Raw genomic sequence first — 17,981 nt, forward strand, 5'->3', positions numbered from 1 at the left:
GCTCCCCTCAGCCCTCCCCATCATAAGCAGCGAGCGCAACCGGCAACGCCTCGATCACGATGTTGCCAACGGCAGGAAGCCCGATCAACACCGCGCTGATGATCTCCTCGCGGCTCGCGCCAGCCGCCTTGGCGGACTGCACATGAAACGGGATGCCGGAGGTGAGCCGCGCGGCGGCGAGCACCGCGAGATAGGCCAATTCCTCGGTCTTCTTGTCGAGTGCGCTTGCGCCGTCGAGCCCGAGGACGGCTCCCATCCACGCTTTCGCGTGCTCGGGCGCTTCGTTCAGGAATGTCTGAAATGCATTGGAAATCGTCATGGCGTCCCTCCGTTTCAGGATGCCATAGCACTCTGTCGATGCGGGCTAAAGCCCTTCGCGCGGCGCGTCAGGCAGCCGGGAACGCCAGCCGGATGCGCTCGATTTGCGGGCCGATGGGCGAGGCCATCTCGTTCGCGGCCACGGCGCCGTCCGAGAAGATGCGTTCGAGGCGCATGATGCGATCGTGCAGGCGCTGGCTTTCCGCGATGAGGAAGCGGAACGTCTTGGGCAATGCGTCGAAGCCTTCGGGCAGGGTGGTGCTTTGCGGCGACAGCGTCACGCGGTGGCGGTGATTATGCGCCTCGGCGGCGGTAATTTCGCCCGCGGCAATGGCGCGGCGCACGAGAAGCCATGACGCAAGCTGCGTAAGACGCGTGGTAAGCCGGATGCTCTCGGAGGAATACGCGAAGCTCGCGGGCGGCGTCAGCGTCTTCGACTCTGCTCTGCCCTGCCCGTCGAGATATTCTGCCGTGCGCTCCACAAGGTCCATCCCCTCGCGATAGAGCTTGGCGAACTGCGGGGATGTCGTAAACCGATCCCCGAACGACAGCAGCGCAGCTTTTGGTAGTTCATTTACAACGCCGAAGCTTTTCATGGAGTCCCTACGCACCACTTCCGACCCTCTACGGAGCGGATCCCTCACCTTACGCCAGCATAGCCGCAACAGCCTTTCAAAAGGTGAACGCACGGCCAAGCTTGGGCGACCTAGCCCAAAAAAAAGAGCCGCATCATGGCGGCTCTAAAAAAGTTTGTGGAGGTGTTTCAGGGTCGACCCAGCTTTACATTGGAAGAAGAATAACGCCTGCGTCTTAAGTTGGAGTAAAGATTCGCATTTGGCATCGGAAAAGCCGGAGGAAAATCATGAAAACAATCCTAATTCGCGAACCCGGCGGCCCGGACGTGCTGTCGCTCGAAGACGTGCCCGCGCCAGAACCGAAGGCGGACGAGGTGCTGATCGAGGTGGCCGCAGCGGGCGTCAACCGCCCGGATGTGCTCCAGCGGCAGGGGCTTTATCCACCGCCGCCCGGCGCGTCCAACATCCCGGGCCTCGAAGTTTCGGGCAAGATTGCGGCGGTTGGCGCGAGCGTGACGCGCTGGAAGGCGGGCGACACGGTGGCCGCGCTGACGTCGGGCGGCGGCTACGCGGAATATGCAGTCGCGCAGGAAGGCTCATGTCTTCGCGTGCCGAAGGGGCTTTCCATGGCGGAAGGGGCGTGTCTGCCTGAGACGTTCATGACCGTCTGGCACAATGTATTCGAGCGTGGCGCGCTGAAAGCAGGCGAGTGCTTCCTCGTGCATGGCGGATCGAGCGGTATCGGATCGACGGCGATCCAACTCGCCACCCATTTCGGGGCGCGCGTCTTCGCCACCGCTGGCAGCGACGAGAAATGTGCCTATTGCGAGAGCCTCGGCGCGGAGGCCGCGATCAACTACCGGACGAAGAATTTCGCGGAAGAAATAAAGACGCTCACCTGCGGCAAGGGCGTGAACGTCATCCTCGACATGGTTGGCGGCTCGTACATCCAGGACGACATTCGCTGCGCGGCGGAGGACGGCCGGATCGTGCAGATCGCGTTTCTGAAGGGCGCGAAAGTCGAGGTGAACCTCATGCCGATCATGCTTAAGCGGCTCACGCTCACCGGCTCTACGCTTCGCCCGCGCTCGGCGGCGTTCAAGGCGCAACTCGCGCGCACGCTGGAAGAGAAGGTGTGGCCGCTGATCGAATCGGGCGCAGTGCGCGTGGTGATCGACAAGTCGTTCCCGCTTGCCGAGGCGGCGCAAGCGCACCGCCACATGGAAACGAACGCGCATATGGGCAAGATCGTGCTGACGGTGTAGCGGCGGCCCGCGAGACGCCTCCGTTCGGCCAAAAGCCTTGCACCGCGAGCGCGTTTCGCCTATGTTTTTGTCAGCTCAATAAATCAGACTCTGAAGAAGAGTGGGCCGGCCGGTCCGCTCTTTTTCTTTATCTGGCGCATCGATAGCGCCGCGAACCGGACTTCATGGAAGAAGAAAACAACACGGCACCGACAGAACAAGCGGCACCTTCCGCACCGACAGAGCGCTTCACGCGCGAATTCGGCGCGGCGGCGGACCTCGCCGCCCTTATCGAGCCGGTGCTGGAAGACATGGGTTTTCGCCTCGTGCGCGTGACGATGTCGAAGCGCGACGGCGCCACGATCCAGATCATGGCCGACAAGGCGGACGGCGCGATCAATGTCGACGACTGCGCGCAGATCTCGCGCCGGATTTCGCCGCTGCTGGACGCGCACGATCCCATCAAGGACCGCTATTATCTTGAAGTTTCGTCGCCCGGCATCGACCGTATTCTCGTGCGCCCGTCCGATTTCGAGGACTGGGCCGGCTTCGAGACGAAGGTGGAACTGAAGGAGCTGATCGACGGTCGCAAGCGTTTTCGTGGCATCCTCGAAGGCTATGAAAACGGCGAGATGCTGCTTCAGGTGCAGCTCGACGAAAAGGGCGAGCCGCAAACCATCGGCCTACCGGTGGACCTCATTCACGACGCGAAGCTTGTGCTGACGGACGAACTGATCCGCGCCTCGCTCGCAAAAGCGAAAGCCGCTGGCAAGAACTGGGCCGAAGGCGGCGAAATTGAAGACGAACAGATCGAAGACGCGGAGTTGAACGATGGCGCAATCCGGAATTAGTGCGAACCGGCTGGAACTGTTGCAGATCGCGGACGCGGTCGCGCGCGAGAAGTCGATCGACCGCACGCTCGTGCTTTCCGCCATGGAAGACGCGATCCAGAAGGCCGCGAAGTCGCGCTACGGCAGCGAAAACGAGATCCGCGCCGAGATCGATCCGCGCACCGGCGAGATCCGCCTGTCGCGCCTTCTCGAAGTGGTGGAGCGCGTTACGCTCGACGCGACCGAGATCAGCCTCAAGGATGCGATGAAGCGCAACCCGGAAGCCGAGGTGGGTGATTTCATCGCAGAGCCACTGCCGCCTCTCGACTTCGGCCGCGTGGCGGCGCAGAACGCCAAGCAGGTCATCGTGCAAAAGGTGCGCGAAGCCGAGCGCGAGCGTCAGTTCGAGGAATACAAGGATCGCATGAGCGAGATCGTCAGCGGCGTCGTGAAACGTGCGGAGTATGGCAACGTCATGATCGACCTTGGCCGCGCCGAGGCGATCATCCGACGTGACGAAACGCTGCCGCGCGAAAATTACAAGCTCGGCGACCGCGTGCGCGCCTATGTTTATGACGTCCGCCGCGAAAACCGCGGTCCGCAGATCTTCCTGTCCCGCACGCGCCCCGAATTCATGGCGAAGCTGTTCGCGCAGGAAGTGCCGGAAATCTACGACGGCATTGTCGAAATCAAGTCCGTGGCGCGTGATCCGGGCAGTCGCGCGAAGATCGCGGTCGTCTCGAAGGAAACGAGCGTCGATCCGGTTGGCGCCTGCGTCGGCATGCGCGGCAGTCGCGTGCAGGCCGTCGTGAACGAGCTTCAGGGCGAAAAGATCGATATCATTCAGTGGTCGGGCGATCCCGCGACGTTCATCGTGAATGCGCTTGCGCCTGCCGAAGTGGCGAAGGTCGTGCTCGACGAGGAGTCGGAGCGCATAGAAGTCGTGGTGCCGGACGAGCAGTTGAGCCTCGCCATCGGCCGTAAGGGCCAGAATGTTCGCCTCGCCTCGCAGCTTACGGGCTGGGACATCGACATCCTGACGGAAGCCGAGGAATCGGAGCGCCGTCAGAAGGAATTTGCCGAACGCACGGCCGCCTTCGTCAATGCGCTCGATGTGGACGAGATGATCGCTCAGTTGCTCGTGTCGGAAGGTTTTGCCTCGGTGGAGGAACTGGCCTTTGTCGACTCGCATGAGGTCGCGATCATCGAAGGCTTCGACGAAAACACCGCGCTGGAAATCCAGGAGCGCGCCCGCGAATTTCTTGAGCGTCAAGAGGCCGAACTTAACGAGAAGCGCCGCGCGCTCGGCGTGGCGGACGAATTGGCCGAGGTGCCGGGCGTCACGACCGCGATGCTTGTCGCGTTCGGCGAAAACAACATCAAGACGGTCGAAGATCTCGCCGACTGCGCGACAGACGAGCTTGCGGGCTGGACGGAGCGCGCTCACGGCCAGACGAAGCAGAATCCCGGCATCCTTCAGGGGTTCGATCTTTCGAAGTCGGACATCGAGCATCTTATCATCGCCGCCCGCGTGAAGGCGGGCTGGATCGAGGCGCCAGAAGAACCCGAGGAAGAGCCTGCCGAGGCCGATAGCCTTGAGGATGGCTCGGCCCTGGAAGCTCATGAGGACGAGCCCACCGAGGCGGACAGCCACGAGGGCGCTGAGGCCGAAGCGCACGACAGCGCGGAAGCCGAAGCGCACGAGGAAGGGGGCGAGCATGCCCAAAGCCAAGAAAAAGCGCTCTGATCCGGAACCGATACTGGACTTTGACGAGGAAAAGGCACATCTAACAGAGGGCGAACAAGCCGACACGCACAATATCCCGATCAGAACCTGCGTCATGGAGCGATCGAGAAAGGAAAAGCCTTTCCTTCTCCGTTTCGTCGTCTCTCCCGAAGAAGAGGTCGTCCCTGACATCAAGGGGAATCTTCCGGGGCGGGGTGTGTGGGTTACAGCCGGTCAGAAGACTGTCGCCGACGCAATCAAGCGGCGCGCTTTTCAGAGGGCCTTTCGCAAGCCGGTTACCGTAAGCGAAAGCCTTCCCTCAGACGTTGAACGGCTTTTTAAGCAATCTGTGCTAGAACGCTTGTCGATTTGTAATAAGGCCGGGCTTGTTGTCACGGGATTTCAGAAGGTCGAGGACGCACTGAAGCGACGTGAAATTGTGGTTCTTCTCCATGCCGACAACGCGGCAGCCGACGGGAAGGACAAGCTCGACAGGAAGTTCAAGGCCTTATATTCAGGCGCGAATCACATCGAGCCGGAAAATTGCTTCACATCAGCCGAAATTAGCTTGGCGACGGGAAGCACGAATGTAATACATGCGGGACTTAAAGAAGGCGGGGCGACAACCGCGTTCTTGCAAGCTCTCGATCGGTTCAGCGGGTATTGCGCAAGCGAGGCGAAGCCGCATTCGCTGCGTCAGGATAGAGAATGAGCGAAACGAAAGAAACGGACTCGAAACCGGCGGCTGGCCGCAAGACGATGTCGCTGAATGTGAAGCGGACGGTCGAACAGGGCCACATCCGTCAGAATTTCAGCCATGGCCGGTCGAAATCCGTTCTGGTCGAGACGAAGCGCAAGCGCCCCGGCACGGGGCCTGGGGTGGCGGATGAGCCGCAGCAAGCCCAGAAGCCCGCGCCGCAGAAGCCCGAGCATCGCGCCTTCCAGAAGCCAGGTCCCGAGCAGGGTGGCGACAAGCGGCCGCAGAAGGTTCTGCGCCAGCTCTCCGCCGGTGAGGTTGACGCACGTGCCCGTGCGCTGGTCGAGTCCCGCAAGCGCGAGGAAATCCTGAAGCGCGAGCGCGAGGTCGAAGACGCACGTCGCCGCGAAGAAGAGGCTCTGCGCGCGGTCGAAGACAAGAAGCGCGCCGCCGAAGAAGAAGCGGTCGCCAAGAAGCTTGAGGAAGAGAACGCTCAGCTTCGCGCCAAAGAAGCGGCTGAGCCGAAACCGGAAGCTCCGAAAGAACCCGCGAGACAGGAAGCTGCTCCTGCGGCTCCCGCTCCGCGCCCCACAAGTCGTTCGGCCGAGCCGCCGCGCCGTGTCGGTCCCGACACCGTGCGCGTTATAGCTCGTCCGCAGGACGACCGACGCCCGCCACGCGCTCCCGCTCCCGATGCTCGCACAGCCGATGCACGGCCGACCGATGCACGTGGACCTGCCCGTGATGGAACGCGTCCCGCCGGGGCACGCCCGGATGGCGCCAGGCCTCAGGGTGGTGCCGGCGCTCGCGCTGGCGCTCCTGGTGCAAGGCCCGGCTTTAACGGTCCTCGCGGTGCCGCCGCCACGCCCGCGTCTTCGATCCCGGAAGTGGCCGCACGTCCCGATAGAACCCGCGATGTCGACGTCGGCGCTCGGGCCCGTGGTGCCGATACCGAGGAAGACGACCGTCGCGTGAAGCGCGGTCTGCCCGGCAAGGTCGCCACTCCCGCTCCCGTCAAGAAGACCGTTACGGAGCGGACAGGCCGCCAACGCCTCACGCTTTCGAACGCGCTCGACGATCAGCAGCGCGAACGCAGCCTCGCCTCCCTCAAACGCCAGCGCGAACGTCAGAAGCTTCAGGCGTCCGGCGCGCGGCAGGAGCGTGTCAAGATTCAACGCACTGTCATTCTGCCCGAAGCGATCACCATTCAGGAACTCGCGAACCGCATGGCGGAACGCGCGGTCGACATCATCAAGTTCCTGATGAAGCAGGGCCAGATGCTGAAGATCAACGACGTGATCGACGCCGATACCGCCGAACTCGTCGCCGAAGAATTCGGCCATAGCGTGAAGCGCGTCTCGGAAGAGGACGTCGAGGAAGGCTTCATCGGCGAGACCGACGATCCCGATACGCTTCAGTTCCGTGCGCCTGTCGTCACCATCATGGGTCACGTCGACCACGGTAAGACGTCGCTGCTCGACGCCATCCGCCACGCGAACGTGGTTTCTGGCGAGGCAGGCGGCATCACGCAGCACATCGGCGCCTATCAGGTGACGACGCCCAGCGGCGCGCCCGTGACCTTCATCGACACCCCTGGCCACGCGGCCTTCACCGCGATGCGTGCCCGTGGCGCCAAGGTGACGGACATCGTCGTGCTGGTCGTCGCGGCCGACGACGGCGTCATGCCGCAGACGATCGAAGCCATCAATCACGCCAAGGCGGCGGGTGTGCCGATCATCGTCGCCATCAACAAGATCGACAAGCCGGACGCGGATCCCCTGCGTGTGCGCACCGACCTCCTTTCCCACGATATCGTCGTGGAAAGCATGGGCGGCGACGTGCTCGAAGTGGAAGTCTCGGCGAAGCAGAAGCTCAATCTCGACAGGCTTCTCCAGGCGATCGCCCTTCAGGCCGAGGTTCTCGAACTCACGGCCAACCCGGATCGTCCGGCGGAAGGCATCGTCATCGAGGCAAAGCTGGAACGCGGTCGCGGGCCGGTCGGCACCGTGCTCGTGCAGCGTGGTACGCTGAAGGTTGGGCAGATCGTCGTCGCCGGTCGTGCATGGGGCCGCGTTCGCGCGCTCATCGACGATAAGGGCGCGAACGTGGTTGCGGCAGGGCCATCGACCCCGGTCGAGGTGCTCGGTTTCGACAGCGCGCCGGATGCGGGCGATCAGCTCGCCGTGGTGGAAACCGAAGCGCGCGCTCGCGAATTGACCGAACACCGCCAGCGCAAGCTGCGTGACGTGCGCTCGGTGGGCGCGGGTGCCCGCAGTTCGCTCGAACAGATGATGAAGCAAGCCGCCAAGGGCGGAAAGAAAGACTTCCTGCTCATCATCAAAGGCGACGTGCAAGGCTCGGTAGAGGCGATCAATTCCGCTCTCGAAAAGCTCGGCACGGACGAGGTCGAGGCGCGCATCATCCACTGGGGCGTGGGCGGCATCACGTCCTCGGACGTGGCGTTGGCCGAAGCCTCGGGCGCTGTCATCATCGCCTTCAACGTCCGCGCGGACGCGCAGGCGAAGCAGCAGGCCGAGCGCGACGGCATCGAAATCCGCTACTACAACATCATCTACGACCTCGTGGACGATGTGAAAAAGGCGATGTCGGGCCTGCTTGCGCCGATCACGCGCGAAGAGTTCCTCGGCAATGCCGAAATCCTCGAGGTGTTCAACATCTCGAAGGTTGGCAAGGTCGCGGGTTGCCGTGTCACGGAAGGCAAGGTCGAGCGCGGAGCGAGCGTGCGTCTGGTGCGCGACCACGTGGTTATCCACGAGGGCAAGCTTTCCACGCTCAAGCGCTTCAAGGACGAAGTCAAGGAAGTGGTCGTCGGGCAGGAATGCGGCATGGCCTTCGAGGGCAATCAAGACCTCAAGGCCGGCGACACGATCGAGTGCTTCCGCACCCATATCGAAACGCGGAGCCTGTAATACCGGGGCGCGGCGCGCCTCGGCAGATTTCGCAAGCGGCGCGCCGAGTTAGCGCGACATCGTTCGACATTAAGAAAGCGGCGAATATCGCCGCTTTTTTGCATCTTGGGCCGCGCTTAACGAACACAAGCGCATTCCATTGTTCGCGCATTTATCGCGAAAGCCGTCGTTTGTTTTGGGCACGCTACGGATTTCGCTCTGCCTTGACTGTGCGTCACACGTCGTTACACCGTAGCCAGAAATTACGCAGCCGTCAGCCCTTCGCGCGCTGGCGCTCAAGATGACGACGCAGCGAGGCCGCCGCGTTGATATACGGCTCCTGATACGCCACGCTCCAGTATTTCAGTTCTTCGATGCGGATCGGCTCGTCGGTCACGGCGCAACGCACATACGCGCCGTGCTTCAGCACCTGAAACTCGCCGTCGAGATAGCGGATTTTTGCTTCCTGCCCGAAAGCGAAGGGGCGCTCCATGCGATTCATCTCTGTCGATCCTTAAAGCAGCGTGCCCTGCCCGTCCTTGTCCTTGGAAGTCGCGCGCCGGGGTACTTGCGCAGCTGAGCGTCGGCGCGACGCCGAAGTGTCGGCTTCCGCGTCGGCGGCGGCCCTGTGAGCCTGAACGTGACCATCCGCGAATTCGATGTCAAGAGCGGCGGCGGCAGACACCGATGCGGCGCGGCGTATCACCCGGCCGTCCGCGTCTCGCACGAGCGCGAAGCCGCGTTCGAGCACGCTCTTGTGGCTAAGGCTCTGGAGAAGCTGGCCCAACGCGGCGAGCCGCTGCCTGTGGCGGTGCGCGAGGTTCGTCACGGCCTGATCGGCGCGGGCCGCGAGCATGAGAAGCCGCTCTATCCCGCGTTGCGTCGGCGTGGCGAGAAGGCCCGCGTTGAGGCGCTCGGCGCGGACGGTCCAGCGCTCGCGCTTGCGGACGATCACATCACGGAAGGCCCGGGCGTTGAAGGTGGCGGCGCGGCCGAGACGCTCGCGGGCCTCGACGATGGGCCGCGCGACGAGGCGCGGCGAGAGGCGCACGGCGGAGCGTTCGAAACGTCCGCGCGAGCGCTCCGTGAAATAGATGAGCGCCTGCCCGAGCCGCGCACCAGCCGTGTCGAGGCGCTGGCGCGGCACCTGAAGAAGCGTATGTGGGCGCGGCAGCCCGCGTTCCGCGCCGCGAAACTCCGCGCGCAACTGTTCGAGGTTGCGGCGGACGCAGCGCCGCGCGCGCTCGATGCACTCGCCGAGGCGGATTATGAGGTCGGCGTGCTTCGGCACGGCCCATTCTGCGGCCTTGGTGGGGGTCGGCGCGCGGGCGTCGGCGACGAGGTCGATCAGCGTCCAGTCGGTCTCATGGCCGACGGCGGAAATCAGCGGGATGGCGCTTTCGGCGGCGGCGCGCACCACGGCTTCCTCGTTGAAGCCCCACAGGTCTTCGAGGCTGCCCCCGCCGCGCGCAACGATGAGCAGATCGGGCCTCGGCAGCGGCCCAAAACCGTCGAGCGCGTTGAAGCCACGGATCGCGGCGGAAACCTCCGCGCCGCAAGTTTCGCCCTGCACGCGTACCGGCCACACGATGACGCGCGTCGGGCAGCGCTCGGTGAAGCCGTGCAGCATGTCGCGGATGACCGCGCCCGTCGGCGACGTCACGATGCCGACGACTTCGGGCCAGAACGGCAGCGGCCGCTTGCGGCTCTCGTCGAACAGCCCCTCGGCGGCGAGCTTCTTCTTGCGCTCTTCGAGCAGCGCCATGAGCGCGCCCGCGCCCGCCGGTTCGAGTTGCTCGATGACGATCTGATAGCTCGACTTGCCGGGGAAGGTGGTGATGCGGCCCGTGACGATCACCTCAAGCCCTTCCTCGGGCTTGAATTTGAGGTGGCTGAACGTGCCGCGCCAGATAACCGCGTCGATGCGCGCCTTGTCGTCCTTGAGACAAAGATAGGCGTGGCCGGAGCTGTGCTGCCCGCGATAGCCGGAGATTTCACCGCGCAGACGCACGAGGCCGTAAGCGTCCTCCACCGTGCGCTTGATGGCGAAGGAAAGCTCGGAGACTGTGAATTCCGCGATGTTCGAAAGAAGCTCCGCCTGCATGCGGCTAACATGGACGCGCCCGGGCGGGATGTCCAGAGTCGGGGTGGCGTGAGCTGTGGGTGGCGATGCCGTAAATCGTATGCCGAATCGAACTCGATTTGACGCAGGCCGATCTGGCGGGATGCCGCACGTGGGAACGGCCACCCGCGACGCCGCGCGGACGCATGGCGATGCGGGCGCGTGCCCGCATCGTGCCGTCGCAGGTTCACACGGAAACAAAAGACGGCGCCGCGAGGCGCCGCTTCCGAAGTCCGGATGGGGTACGGACTATTTCAGGGGCTCGTAGATGCTGCCGCCGAAGACCTTGTAGTCGACGGAGAGCTTCACAGTGTCCGTCTCGGTCTCGATCTTGGTCTTGGACGCCGGGAAGTATGCATAAGCGGCATAATCAGCGGTTTCGTCGGCCTTGTCGAAACGAAGATATTCCACACCAATCGAGAAGCGATTATCGATGGCATACTTTACACCGCCACCGTAAACGAGACCGCCGGTGGTCGCATCGAAACCAGACGTACGATTCGCAGAGGGGGTTGTGACGGGGCTCCAGGAAGGCTTCGTATTGCAGCCGCCGTAACCGCCCGTTATCAAAGCGTCAGGGCAGCCGAACTTGTAAGATAGGCTCGTCCATCCGTAACCGACGGTGGCGTAAGGAAGTACCTTGCCAAAGGAATAGCCAAGAATAGCACGGACCGTGCCGAATTTGTCGATACTGGTCGTCTCATTGAGGTAGTTGCCGTCGCGCTCGGTCTTCTCGAGATTGGCAGCTGAAATGTCGGCAACGACACCGACGACGATCTTATCGAACTGATAATTGTAGCCGATCTGACCACCGACGAAGCCGCCTTCAAGATCCGGGCGCGGCGCGCCGCCGTTAGCATGGGATGGCGTCCCAGGAAAATCGATGGAGTCCCAAGCGTACCCGCCATGCGCGCCAACATAGAGGCCGGTCCAGATCGCGGGCGCTTCATAAACCGGCGCGTCCTTCAGGCTGCCCTTGTAGAGATCGGCCGCGAAAGCCGACGACGAGAGCGCAACGAAGCTCGCTACACCCAACAAAATCTTTTTCATAAATCCCCCAAAAAGCCGAGACGGCCACGCACAGGCGTGAGCTATTCAAACGAGTAACCTCGGGAGAATCCGCTGGTTACTAACCGTGGGTTGTGGCCATCAGCGGGAAGGCTTCTACGTAAAATTGCAATCCAATATACCTGCTTGAATTATAGGGGCTTAGGCCGTCATGATAGGCCGTGCCTATGATGCAAATGAGCCACAGCTTCATTCCAATATTGAAGGTCTTTTGCATTCCAGCCCGCCGCCCGCTCAAGCCGCCCCATCCTGTTGATTCAGATCAAGAACTTCGACGCGCCGTCTTGGGCCGTGCCTGCAACAGGACCCCGCGTCAGAATCGACTTCCCATTCAGCCCGACATGGGGTTTTGTAGCGGCATGTTTTTCCTCTCGTCCGTCCGCCGGGCGAGGCAAGCTTGGCGCGCGAGAGCGCCTAACATCCGCGAAGAGCCCGAAATGTCCGACAAGAAAAGCATCAAGAAAGTCGTCCTCGCCTATTCCGGCGGCCTCGACACGTCGATCATCCTGAAATGGCTGCAAGTCACCTATGGCTGCGAAGTCGTGACCTTCACCGCCGATCTCGGGCAGGGCGAAGAGCTTGAGCCCGCGCGCAGAAAGGCCGAATTGCTCGGCATCCAGCAGATCTATATCGAGGATCTGCGCGAGGAGTTCGTGCGCGATTACGTGTTCCCGATGTTCCGCGCGAACGCCGTCTATGAAGGAATTTACCTGCTCGGCACGTCCATCGCGCGGCCGCTCATCGCCAAGCGCCAGATCGAGATCGCACATGAGACGGGCGCGGACGCGGTCTGTCACGGCGCGACCGGCAAGGGCAACGATCAGGTGCGCTTCGAGCTGTCTTATTACGCGCTCGACCCGAACATCACCGTCGTTGCGCCGTGGCGCGAGTGGGATTTCAAGTCTCGCACGGCGCTGATCGACTTCGCGGAGAAGAACCAGATCCTCGTGACGAAGGACAAGCGCGGCGACGCACCGTTCTCGGTGGACGCGAACCTGTTGCACACTTCGTCCGAGGGCAAGCTGCTCGAAGACCCCGCCGTCGAAGCGCCGGACTACGTCTATCAGCGCACGGTGTCGCCCGAGGACGCGCCGAACACGCCGGAAATCATCGAAGTCGGCTTCGAAAAGGGCGACGCGGTGTCGATCAACGGCGAGCGGCTTTCGCCCGCGACGCTGCTTACGACGCTCAACGAATATGGCCGCAAGCATGGCATCGGCCGGCTCGACCTCGTCGAGAACCGCTACGTCGGTATGAAATCGCGCGGCGTGTACGAGACGCCCGGCGGCACGATCCTGCTTCAGGCGCATCGCGGCATCGAAAGCATCACGCTCGACAGGGGCGCGGCGCATCTGAAGGACGAGTTGATGCCGAAATATGCCGAGCTGATCTACAACGGCTTCTGGTTCTCACCCGAGCGCGAGATGCTGCAAGCGGCCATCGACAAGAGCCAGGAATTCGTCACCGGCGCCGTGCGGCTGAAGCTCTACAAGGGAAGTGCGCATGTGGTCGGTCGCGAAAGCCCGTTCTCGCTTTACAATCAGGAGCTTGTGACGTTCGAGGAAGGCGCGGTCGCCTACGACCAGCACGACGCGGCGGGCTTCATCAAGCTGAACGCACTGCGCCTGCGGCTCACCGGCGCGCGCCGGAACAAGGGCACGCTCTGAGTTTTTGCATAGCTTGTCATGTCCGCAGGATCGGATATGACAAGCTTGCACGCAGTTCCATCGGGCCTAGGTCGCGCGCGAATGCCGAATTCAAGCCCTCGCGGCTAGAGCAAGTCGCGAGAGGTTTTTTCGTGGCTCTCGCGAATCGCCCCGGAATTAAAGCCGCAGGCTGACGAAAGCGCTCGACTTTTCGTGAGGTTGCGCCTCTGGCGTGCAGCATGCCTTAAATGTGACATGCAGGCGTCGGGAACGCGCAGGCATCCCCCGCATTGACGTGCGAAAAGCCGGGATTGCGCTCGCGATAATGTGCGATTGCACGCAAAGTGTGCAGTGCAAAATGTGCTAGCCAATTAGGCGATGGCGTGTCACCCTCACGACACCCTACGCGCCTCCCGCGCGCGGCATAACGTCACCAGGAGGCGAGCATGAGCTCGACCGATACCAACTCCGCACATCACAAGGGTGACGCCAAGCCTAACGGCTCGGCTACCTTGATCCTCCAGAACAAGCAGATCGAACTGCCGGTCTATTCCGGCTCCGTCGGCCCCGACGTGGTCGACATATCCAAACTCTACGGGCAATCCGGCGCCTTCACCTACGACCCGGGCTTCACCTCGACAGCGTCGTGCAAATCCGACATCACCTTCATCGACGGCGACAAGGGCGTTCTTCTCTATCGCGGCTATCCGATCGATCAGCTCGCGGAGAACGGCAACTTCCTTGAGACGTGCCATCTTCTTCTGTATGGGGAATTGCCGAACAAGCAGGAATATCTGCAATTCCGCAATCGTGTGACCTACCACACGATGATCCACGAGCAGATGAACAAGTTCTTCTCCGGCTTCCGCCGCGACGCGCACCCGATGGCCGTCATGGTGGGCACCGTCGGCGCGCTCGCCGCGTTCTATCACGACTCCATCGACATCAACGATCCGGTGCAGCGCGACCTCGCGGCCATCCGCATGATCGCGAAGATGCCGACCATCGCGGCGACGGCGTTCAAATACTCCATCGGCCAGCCGTTCATCTACCCGAACAACCAACTCGATTACGCGTCGAACTTCCTCTACATGATGTTCGCGGTGCCGTGCGAAGAGTACAAGGTCAATCCCGTGCTCAGCCGCGCGATGGACCGTATCTTCGTGCTCCACGCGGACCATGAGCAAAACGCGTCCACCTCCACGGTGCGGCTCGCGGGCTCGTCCGGCGCAAACCCATTCGCATGTATCGCAGCCGGCATCGCCTGCCTGTGGGGGCCGGCGCATGGCGGCGCAAACGAGGCGGCGCTGAAGATGCTGATGGAGATCGGCACGGTCGACCGCATCCCCGAGTTCATCAAGCGCGCGAAGGACAAGAACGACAATTTCCGTCTGTCGGGCTTCGGCCACCGCGTCTACAAGAACTACGATCCGCGCGCTCGCGTGATGCAGAAGACCTGCAAGGAAGTGCTCGACATCGTCGGCGTCAAGAACGACCCGCTGCTTCAGGTGGCGCTTGAGCTTGAACGCATCGCGCTTGAAGACGAATACTTCGTCGAGAAGAAGCTCTATCCGAATATCGACTTCTACTCCGGCATCACGCTTAAGGCGCTCGGCTTCCCGACCTCAATGTTCACCGTGCTCTTCGCGGTAGCGCGCACGGTCGGCTGGATCGCGCAGTGGAAAGAAATGATCGCCGACCCGGAGCAGAAGATCGGTCGCCCGCGTCAGCTTTACATCGGCGAGCCGCAGCGCGATTACGTGCCGCTGGATCTTCGCCCGTAAAAACGGAAGGGTGCGTTTCGCCTGAGGCGCACCTTTTTCTCCGCCGACGACGTCCGCGTTTTGCCACGCGACCGGCGGACAACAAAACGGCCAGAACCGATTCACGGTTCCGGCCGAGTTTTTACCCGATAGGCACAAGCGGTGCGCATACTCGCGAAGGTGCTTCGCTCCAAGACGCTACAGCATCGCGCACAAAATCAAGCGCAGCGCGACGCTGTAAGTCTGGGTATCGATCAGATTTCTCTGTGTCGAATCGGGCTCGATTTGACGCAGACTGATCTAGACGTCGAAGTGCAGGAGCGCCCAAAGCCCCAAAAGGACCGCGCCCGCGCCGCCGCCATAGGCAAGCGTCGTGTTCAGCTGTTCCGGCGCAAGATGAAGATACTGGACAGCGCCGAATCCAGCGCCCGCCCCGAGCAACGCACCAACCAGCGTCAGCACAACGAATTTCACCCACCCACGGAAGAAGCCCTTCTTGACCGGCTCGCCGTCAACCTTCTTGCGGCGACCCATGGGGGGAAGCGCGTTCCGATTGGGATTGCCCGCCTTCTTCGGCGCGGCGGTTTTCTCGACGGGCGCGGCCGGAGCAACCGGAGTCTCAACCGCCACAACCTCGGCCTCGACGGCTGGAGTCTGTATTTCCGCCGCCTGTTCGTTGCTTTCCGCCTGCCAATGCGGCGGAAGCGGCGGCTTGCGACCGGGCTCGAATGCGGGAGCTGCGGGTGCTTCCGCGACGGGTTCCGCAAAGGTCACTTCCGGCGCGAACGTCGCCACCGATTCGACCTGAGCCACGGCGGGAGCAGGTGACTCCTCGGCCGGTTTCGGCGCGGCTCCGCTGGCCACGCGTTGTGCTTCTTCCTGCTGACGCACGAGATCTGGATCCATAACGTATTCCCCCGGAAATAATCCTGTTTAGCGTCGGCTCTCGGCCGTCACGCGCTCAAGGTATGCGCTCACCCGTGCAATAGCATAGCACAGGCTCCAAAAGACAAGTGCTGCGAAAGCGTAGCCTGTTAAGGTTGTCGTCGATGCCGACCATGCCGGATCGGCGGCGGCGAGTTGTATCATGCCGAGGAAGTCAAATAATCCAATGACTAGGACGAGCGTCGTGTCTTTCAAAAGGCCGATGAACGTGCCCGCAATACCCGGCAGCGCGCTACGAATTGCCTGTGGAAGAATAACGAGCGCGAGGATTTGTGAATAGCGCAAACCCAGCGCTCGCCCTGCTGTCACCTGATTTTCGGGAACGCTCTGCAATCCGCCGCGAATCACCTCCGCCATATAGGCGCTCGCGAACACGGCAATGGCGAACAGGGCGCGCGCCGGCTTGTTGACGCTCGCTCCTTCGGGGAGAAAGAGCGGCAGCATCACAGCCGCCATGAACAACACGGTAACGAGCGGCACGCCGCGCCAGAATTCGATGAAGCAGATCGCCAGCCATCGCGGCACGGGCCAGCTCGACCGCCGCATCAGCGCGAGCACGATGCCGAGCGGCAGCGACGCCGCGATCCCGGTGTAGGAGACGAGCAGCGTCAGCGTCAAACCGCCCCACACGTCGGTCGAGACGGGGGCCAGCAGGACGCCATCGCCCGCGACGAGCAGGAACGCGAGCGGCAACCCGAGCACCACAGCGGCGGCGAAACCGGCCAGTCCGAAGCGGCGGCGCGCGAGGAAAGCCGCGAGTAACAGCGCGGGCGGAAGCAGCATCGCGGCGGCGGCGCGCCAAAGCTCATCATCGGGATAACGGCCGAACACGAACTGCTTCAGCTTCGCGGCGACGAACGGCCAGCATGCGCCTTCGGTAGCTCGGCAGGCCGAGACATCGCCGCTCCACGCCGCGCCGAATACCAGGAACGACAGCGCGCCATAAGCCACGAAGGCCAGCGCCACGCCGAGCGTGAGCGTCACGGCGGCGTTGACCGCGCGCCCGAGCAGTCGGCGAAACGCTGGCGTAGTGGCGGAGAAAGGCAGCGCGTCCGAAGTCGTCATGCGCGCACCCTCGCGTTCTGCCAGTTGAGAAGCGCGGCCGTGGCGAGCGACAGCGTGAGATAGACACCCATGGTCAACGCCATGATCTCCACCGCCTGCCCCGTCTGCGCGAGCGTCGTTCCAGCGAAGATAGACACGAGGTCGGGATAGGCGATGGCGACGGCGAGCGAGGAATTCTTGGTGAGGTTCAGATATTGGCTCGTGAGCGGCGGCACAACGAGGCGCAGCGCTTGCGGAAGGACGACGAAGCGCATCGCCTGCAAGCCGGTCAGCCCGAGCGCGGCGGCGGCTTGTCCCTGTCCGCGCGCGACCGATTGTATGCCTGCGCGCACGATCTCGGCGATATAGGCGGCCGTGTAAATCGCGAGCGCGGCGACGAGCGCGACGAATTCGGGGATGAGACGCAGGCCACCCGAGACCGAAAGCCCGCGCGCTTCTGGCCAGACGATGTGCGTCATCGCGAGCGCCGAGACCAGCGCGACCGCCGCGCCCACGCCCGCGAAAATCCGCCACCGCGATTTCAAAGCCAGCGCCGCAGCCAGGAGTGCAAGCGCCGCGAGTACGAGCCAGCCGCCGCCTGCTGGATCGGGCAAGAACAGCCCGCGATTGTTGAGGATCACGCCGCCAAGCTCGAAGCTCTGGCGCGGCGGAGGCAACTGGCGCAACACCCCGAAGTAAAAGAAGAACAAGAGCAGCAGCAGCGGCAGATTACGGAACAGCTCCACATATCCCGCCGCGACCGCGCGAAGCAGCCTGTTCGGTGCGAGCCGCGCAACGCCCACGCTGAAGCCGATGACCGTCGCAAGCGCGATCCCGATGGCCGCAACCAGCAGCGTATTGAGCAGGCCGACCATGAACGCGCGGCCATAGGTGGACTTTTCGTCGAACGGGATCAGCGTTTGCAGCACGCTGAAGCCCGCTGGCTCCGACAGGAAGCCGAGGCCGAAATGCACGGGCAGCCGCCCGATGTTCGTCCACGCGGTGAAGACGAGCCATCCGGCAAGCGCCGCCACCGCGGCAAGGAGCGCGGCCTGTATCCAGAAGCGTGCCGCGCGTCCCGTTTCTTCCATATG

General features: G+C 62.8%; 15 protein-coding genes. 7 read left to right on the forward strand and 8 right to left on the reverse strand.

Annotation, left to right across the window (positions count from 1 at the left end; translation table 11 throughout):
• Positions 1–7: 7 nt before the first annotated feature.
• Both RVAN_RS16020 and RVAN_RS16025 read right to left on the reverse strand, forming a co-directional pair.
• Positions 8–319, reverse strand: a complete 312-nt coding sequence (locus RVAN_RS16020) for a carboxymuconolactone decarboxylase family protein (protein WP_013420749.1) — start codon at positions 317–319, stop codon at positions 8–10.
• A 67-nt stretch (positions 320–386) separates the two neighbouring features.
• Positions 387–914 (reverse strand): DUF1465 family protein, encoded by a 528-nt coding sequence (locus RVAN_RS16025; RefSeq protein WP_013420750.1) that lies wholly within the window; start codon positions 912–914, stop codon positions 387–389.
• A gap of 266 nt (positions 915–1,180) precedes the next feature.
• Between RVAN_RS16025 and RVAN_RS16030 the strand changes: the two genes are divergently transcribed.
• The 5 genes from RVAN_RS16030 (at position 1,181) to infB (ending at position 8,320) form a co-directional block, all read left to right on the forward strand.
• Positions 1,181–2,158 (forward strand): NAD(P)H-quinone oxidoreductase, encoded by a 978-nt coding sequence (locus tag RVAN_RS16030; protein ID WP_013420751.1) that lies wholly within the window; start codon positions 1,181–1,183, stop codon positions 2,156–2,158.
• A 164-nt stretch (positions 2,159–2,322) separates the two neighbouring features.
• Positions 2,323–2,988: a ribosome maturation factor RimP gene (rimP, locus tag RVAN_RS16035; protein WP_013420752.1), complete on the forward strand. Its 666-nt coding sequence runs from the start codon at positions 2,323–2,325 to the stop codon at positions 2,986–2,988.
• Complete coding sequence (gene nusA, locus RVAN_RS16040) at positions 2,969–4,714, forward strand: transcription termination factor NusA (protein ID WP_013420753.1); 1,746 nt, start codon at positions 2,969–2,971, stop codon at positions 4,712–4,714. Before rimP ends, nusA begins: the two co-directional genes overlap by 20 nt.
• Positions 4,686–5,405, forward strand: a complete 720-nt coding sequence (locus RVAN_RS16045) for an RNA-binding protein (RefSeq protein WP_013420754.1) — start codon at positions 4,686–4,688, stop codon at positions 5,403–5,405. The genes nusA and RVAN_RS16045 overlap by 29 nt, the downstream gene beginning before the upstream one ends.
• Positions 5,402–8,320 carry a translation initiation factor IF-2 gene (gene infB, locus RVAN_RS16050; protein ID WP_013420755.1) on the forward strand — a complete coding sequence of 973 codons (2,919 nt, stop codon included), beginning with the start codon at positions 5,402–5,404 and terminating at the stop codon, positions 8,318–8,320. Before RVAN_RS16045 ends, infB begins: the two co-directional genes overlap by 4 nt.
• A 253-nt stretch (positions 8,321–8,573) precedes the next feature.
• On the opposite strand, the gene RVAN_RS16055 is transcribed toward infB, so the two are convergent.
• The 3 genes from RVAN_RS16055 to RVAN_RS16065 form a co-directional block, all read right to left on the reverse strand.
• The gene (locus RVAN_RS16055; RefSeq protein ID WP_013420756.1) at positions 8,574–8,801 is read right to left on the reverse strand and encodes a DUF2093 domain-containing protein; all 228 of its coding nucleotides are present in this window, start codon (positions 8,799–8,801) and stop codon (positions 8,574–8,576) included.
• Between the two features lie 12 nt (positions 8,802–8,813).
• Positions 8,814–10,403: an exodeoxyribonuclease VII large subunit gene (xseA, locus tag RVAN_RS16060; protein WP_013420757.1), complete on the reverse strand. Its 1,590-nt coding sequence runs from the start codon at positions 10,401–10,403 to the stop codon at positions 8,814–8,816.
• A 267-nt stretch (positions 10,404–10,670) separates the two neighbouring features.
• The gene (locus RVAN_RS16065; RefSeq protein WP_013420758.1) at positions 10,671–11,471 is read right to left on the reverse strand and encodes an outer membrane protein; all 801 of its coding nucleotides are present in this window, start codon (positions 11,469–11,471) and stop codon (positions 10,671–10,673) included.
• A gap of 455 nt (positions 11,472–11,926) precedes the next feature.
• Between RVAN_RS16065 and RVAN_RS16070 the strand changes: the two genes are divergently transcribed.
• Positions 11,927–13,156, forward strand: a complete 1,230-nt coding sequence (locus RVAN_RS16070; protein ID WP_013420760.1) for an argininosuccinate synthase — start codon at positions 11,927–11,929, stop codon at positions 13,154–13,156.
• Between the two features lie 425 nt (positions 13,157–13,581).
• Positions 13,582–14,919, forward strand: a complete 1,338-nt coding sequence (gene gltA, locus RVAN_RS16075; RefSeq protein WP_013420761.1) for a citrate synthase — start codon at positions 13,582–13,584, stop codon at positions 14,917–14,919.
• Between the two features lie 279 nt (positions 14,920–15,198).
• Here the strand turns inward: gltA and RVAN_RS16080 are convergent, their stop codons facing one another.
• From RVAN_RS16080 to RVAN_RS16090, 3 genes are read right to left on the reverse strand one after another with little or no spacing between them, the layout of a single operon-like run.
• Complete coding sequence (locus RVAN_RS16080) at positions 15,199–15,804, reverse strand: hypothetical protein (protein WP_013420762.1); 606 nt, start codon at positions 15,802–15,804, stop codon at positions 15,199–15,201.
• Between the two features lie 27 nt (positions 15,805–15,831).
• Positions 15,832–16,908, reverse strand: coding sequence for an amino acid ABC transporter permease (locus RVAN_RS16085; RefSeq protein WP_013420763.1), 1,077 nt, complete (start codon positions 16,906–16,908; stop codon positions 15,832–15,834).
• A complete protein-coding gene (locus RVAN_RS16090; RefSeq protein WP_013420764.1) occupies positions 16,905–17,978 on the reverse strand; it encodes an amino acid ABC transporter permease in 1,074 nt (357 codons plus the stop codon). Before RVAN_RS16090 ends, RVAN_RS16085 begins: the two co-directional genes overlap by 4 nt.
• Positions 17,979–17,981: the final 3 nt, after the last annotated feature.

This window comes from Rhodomicrobium vannielii ATCC 17100 (assembly GCF_000166055.1).
GTDB classification, from domain to species: domain Bacteria; phylum Pseudomonadota; class Alphaproteobacteria; order Rhizobiales; family Rhodomicrobiaceae; genus Rhodomicrobium; species Rhodomicrobium vannielii.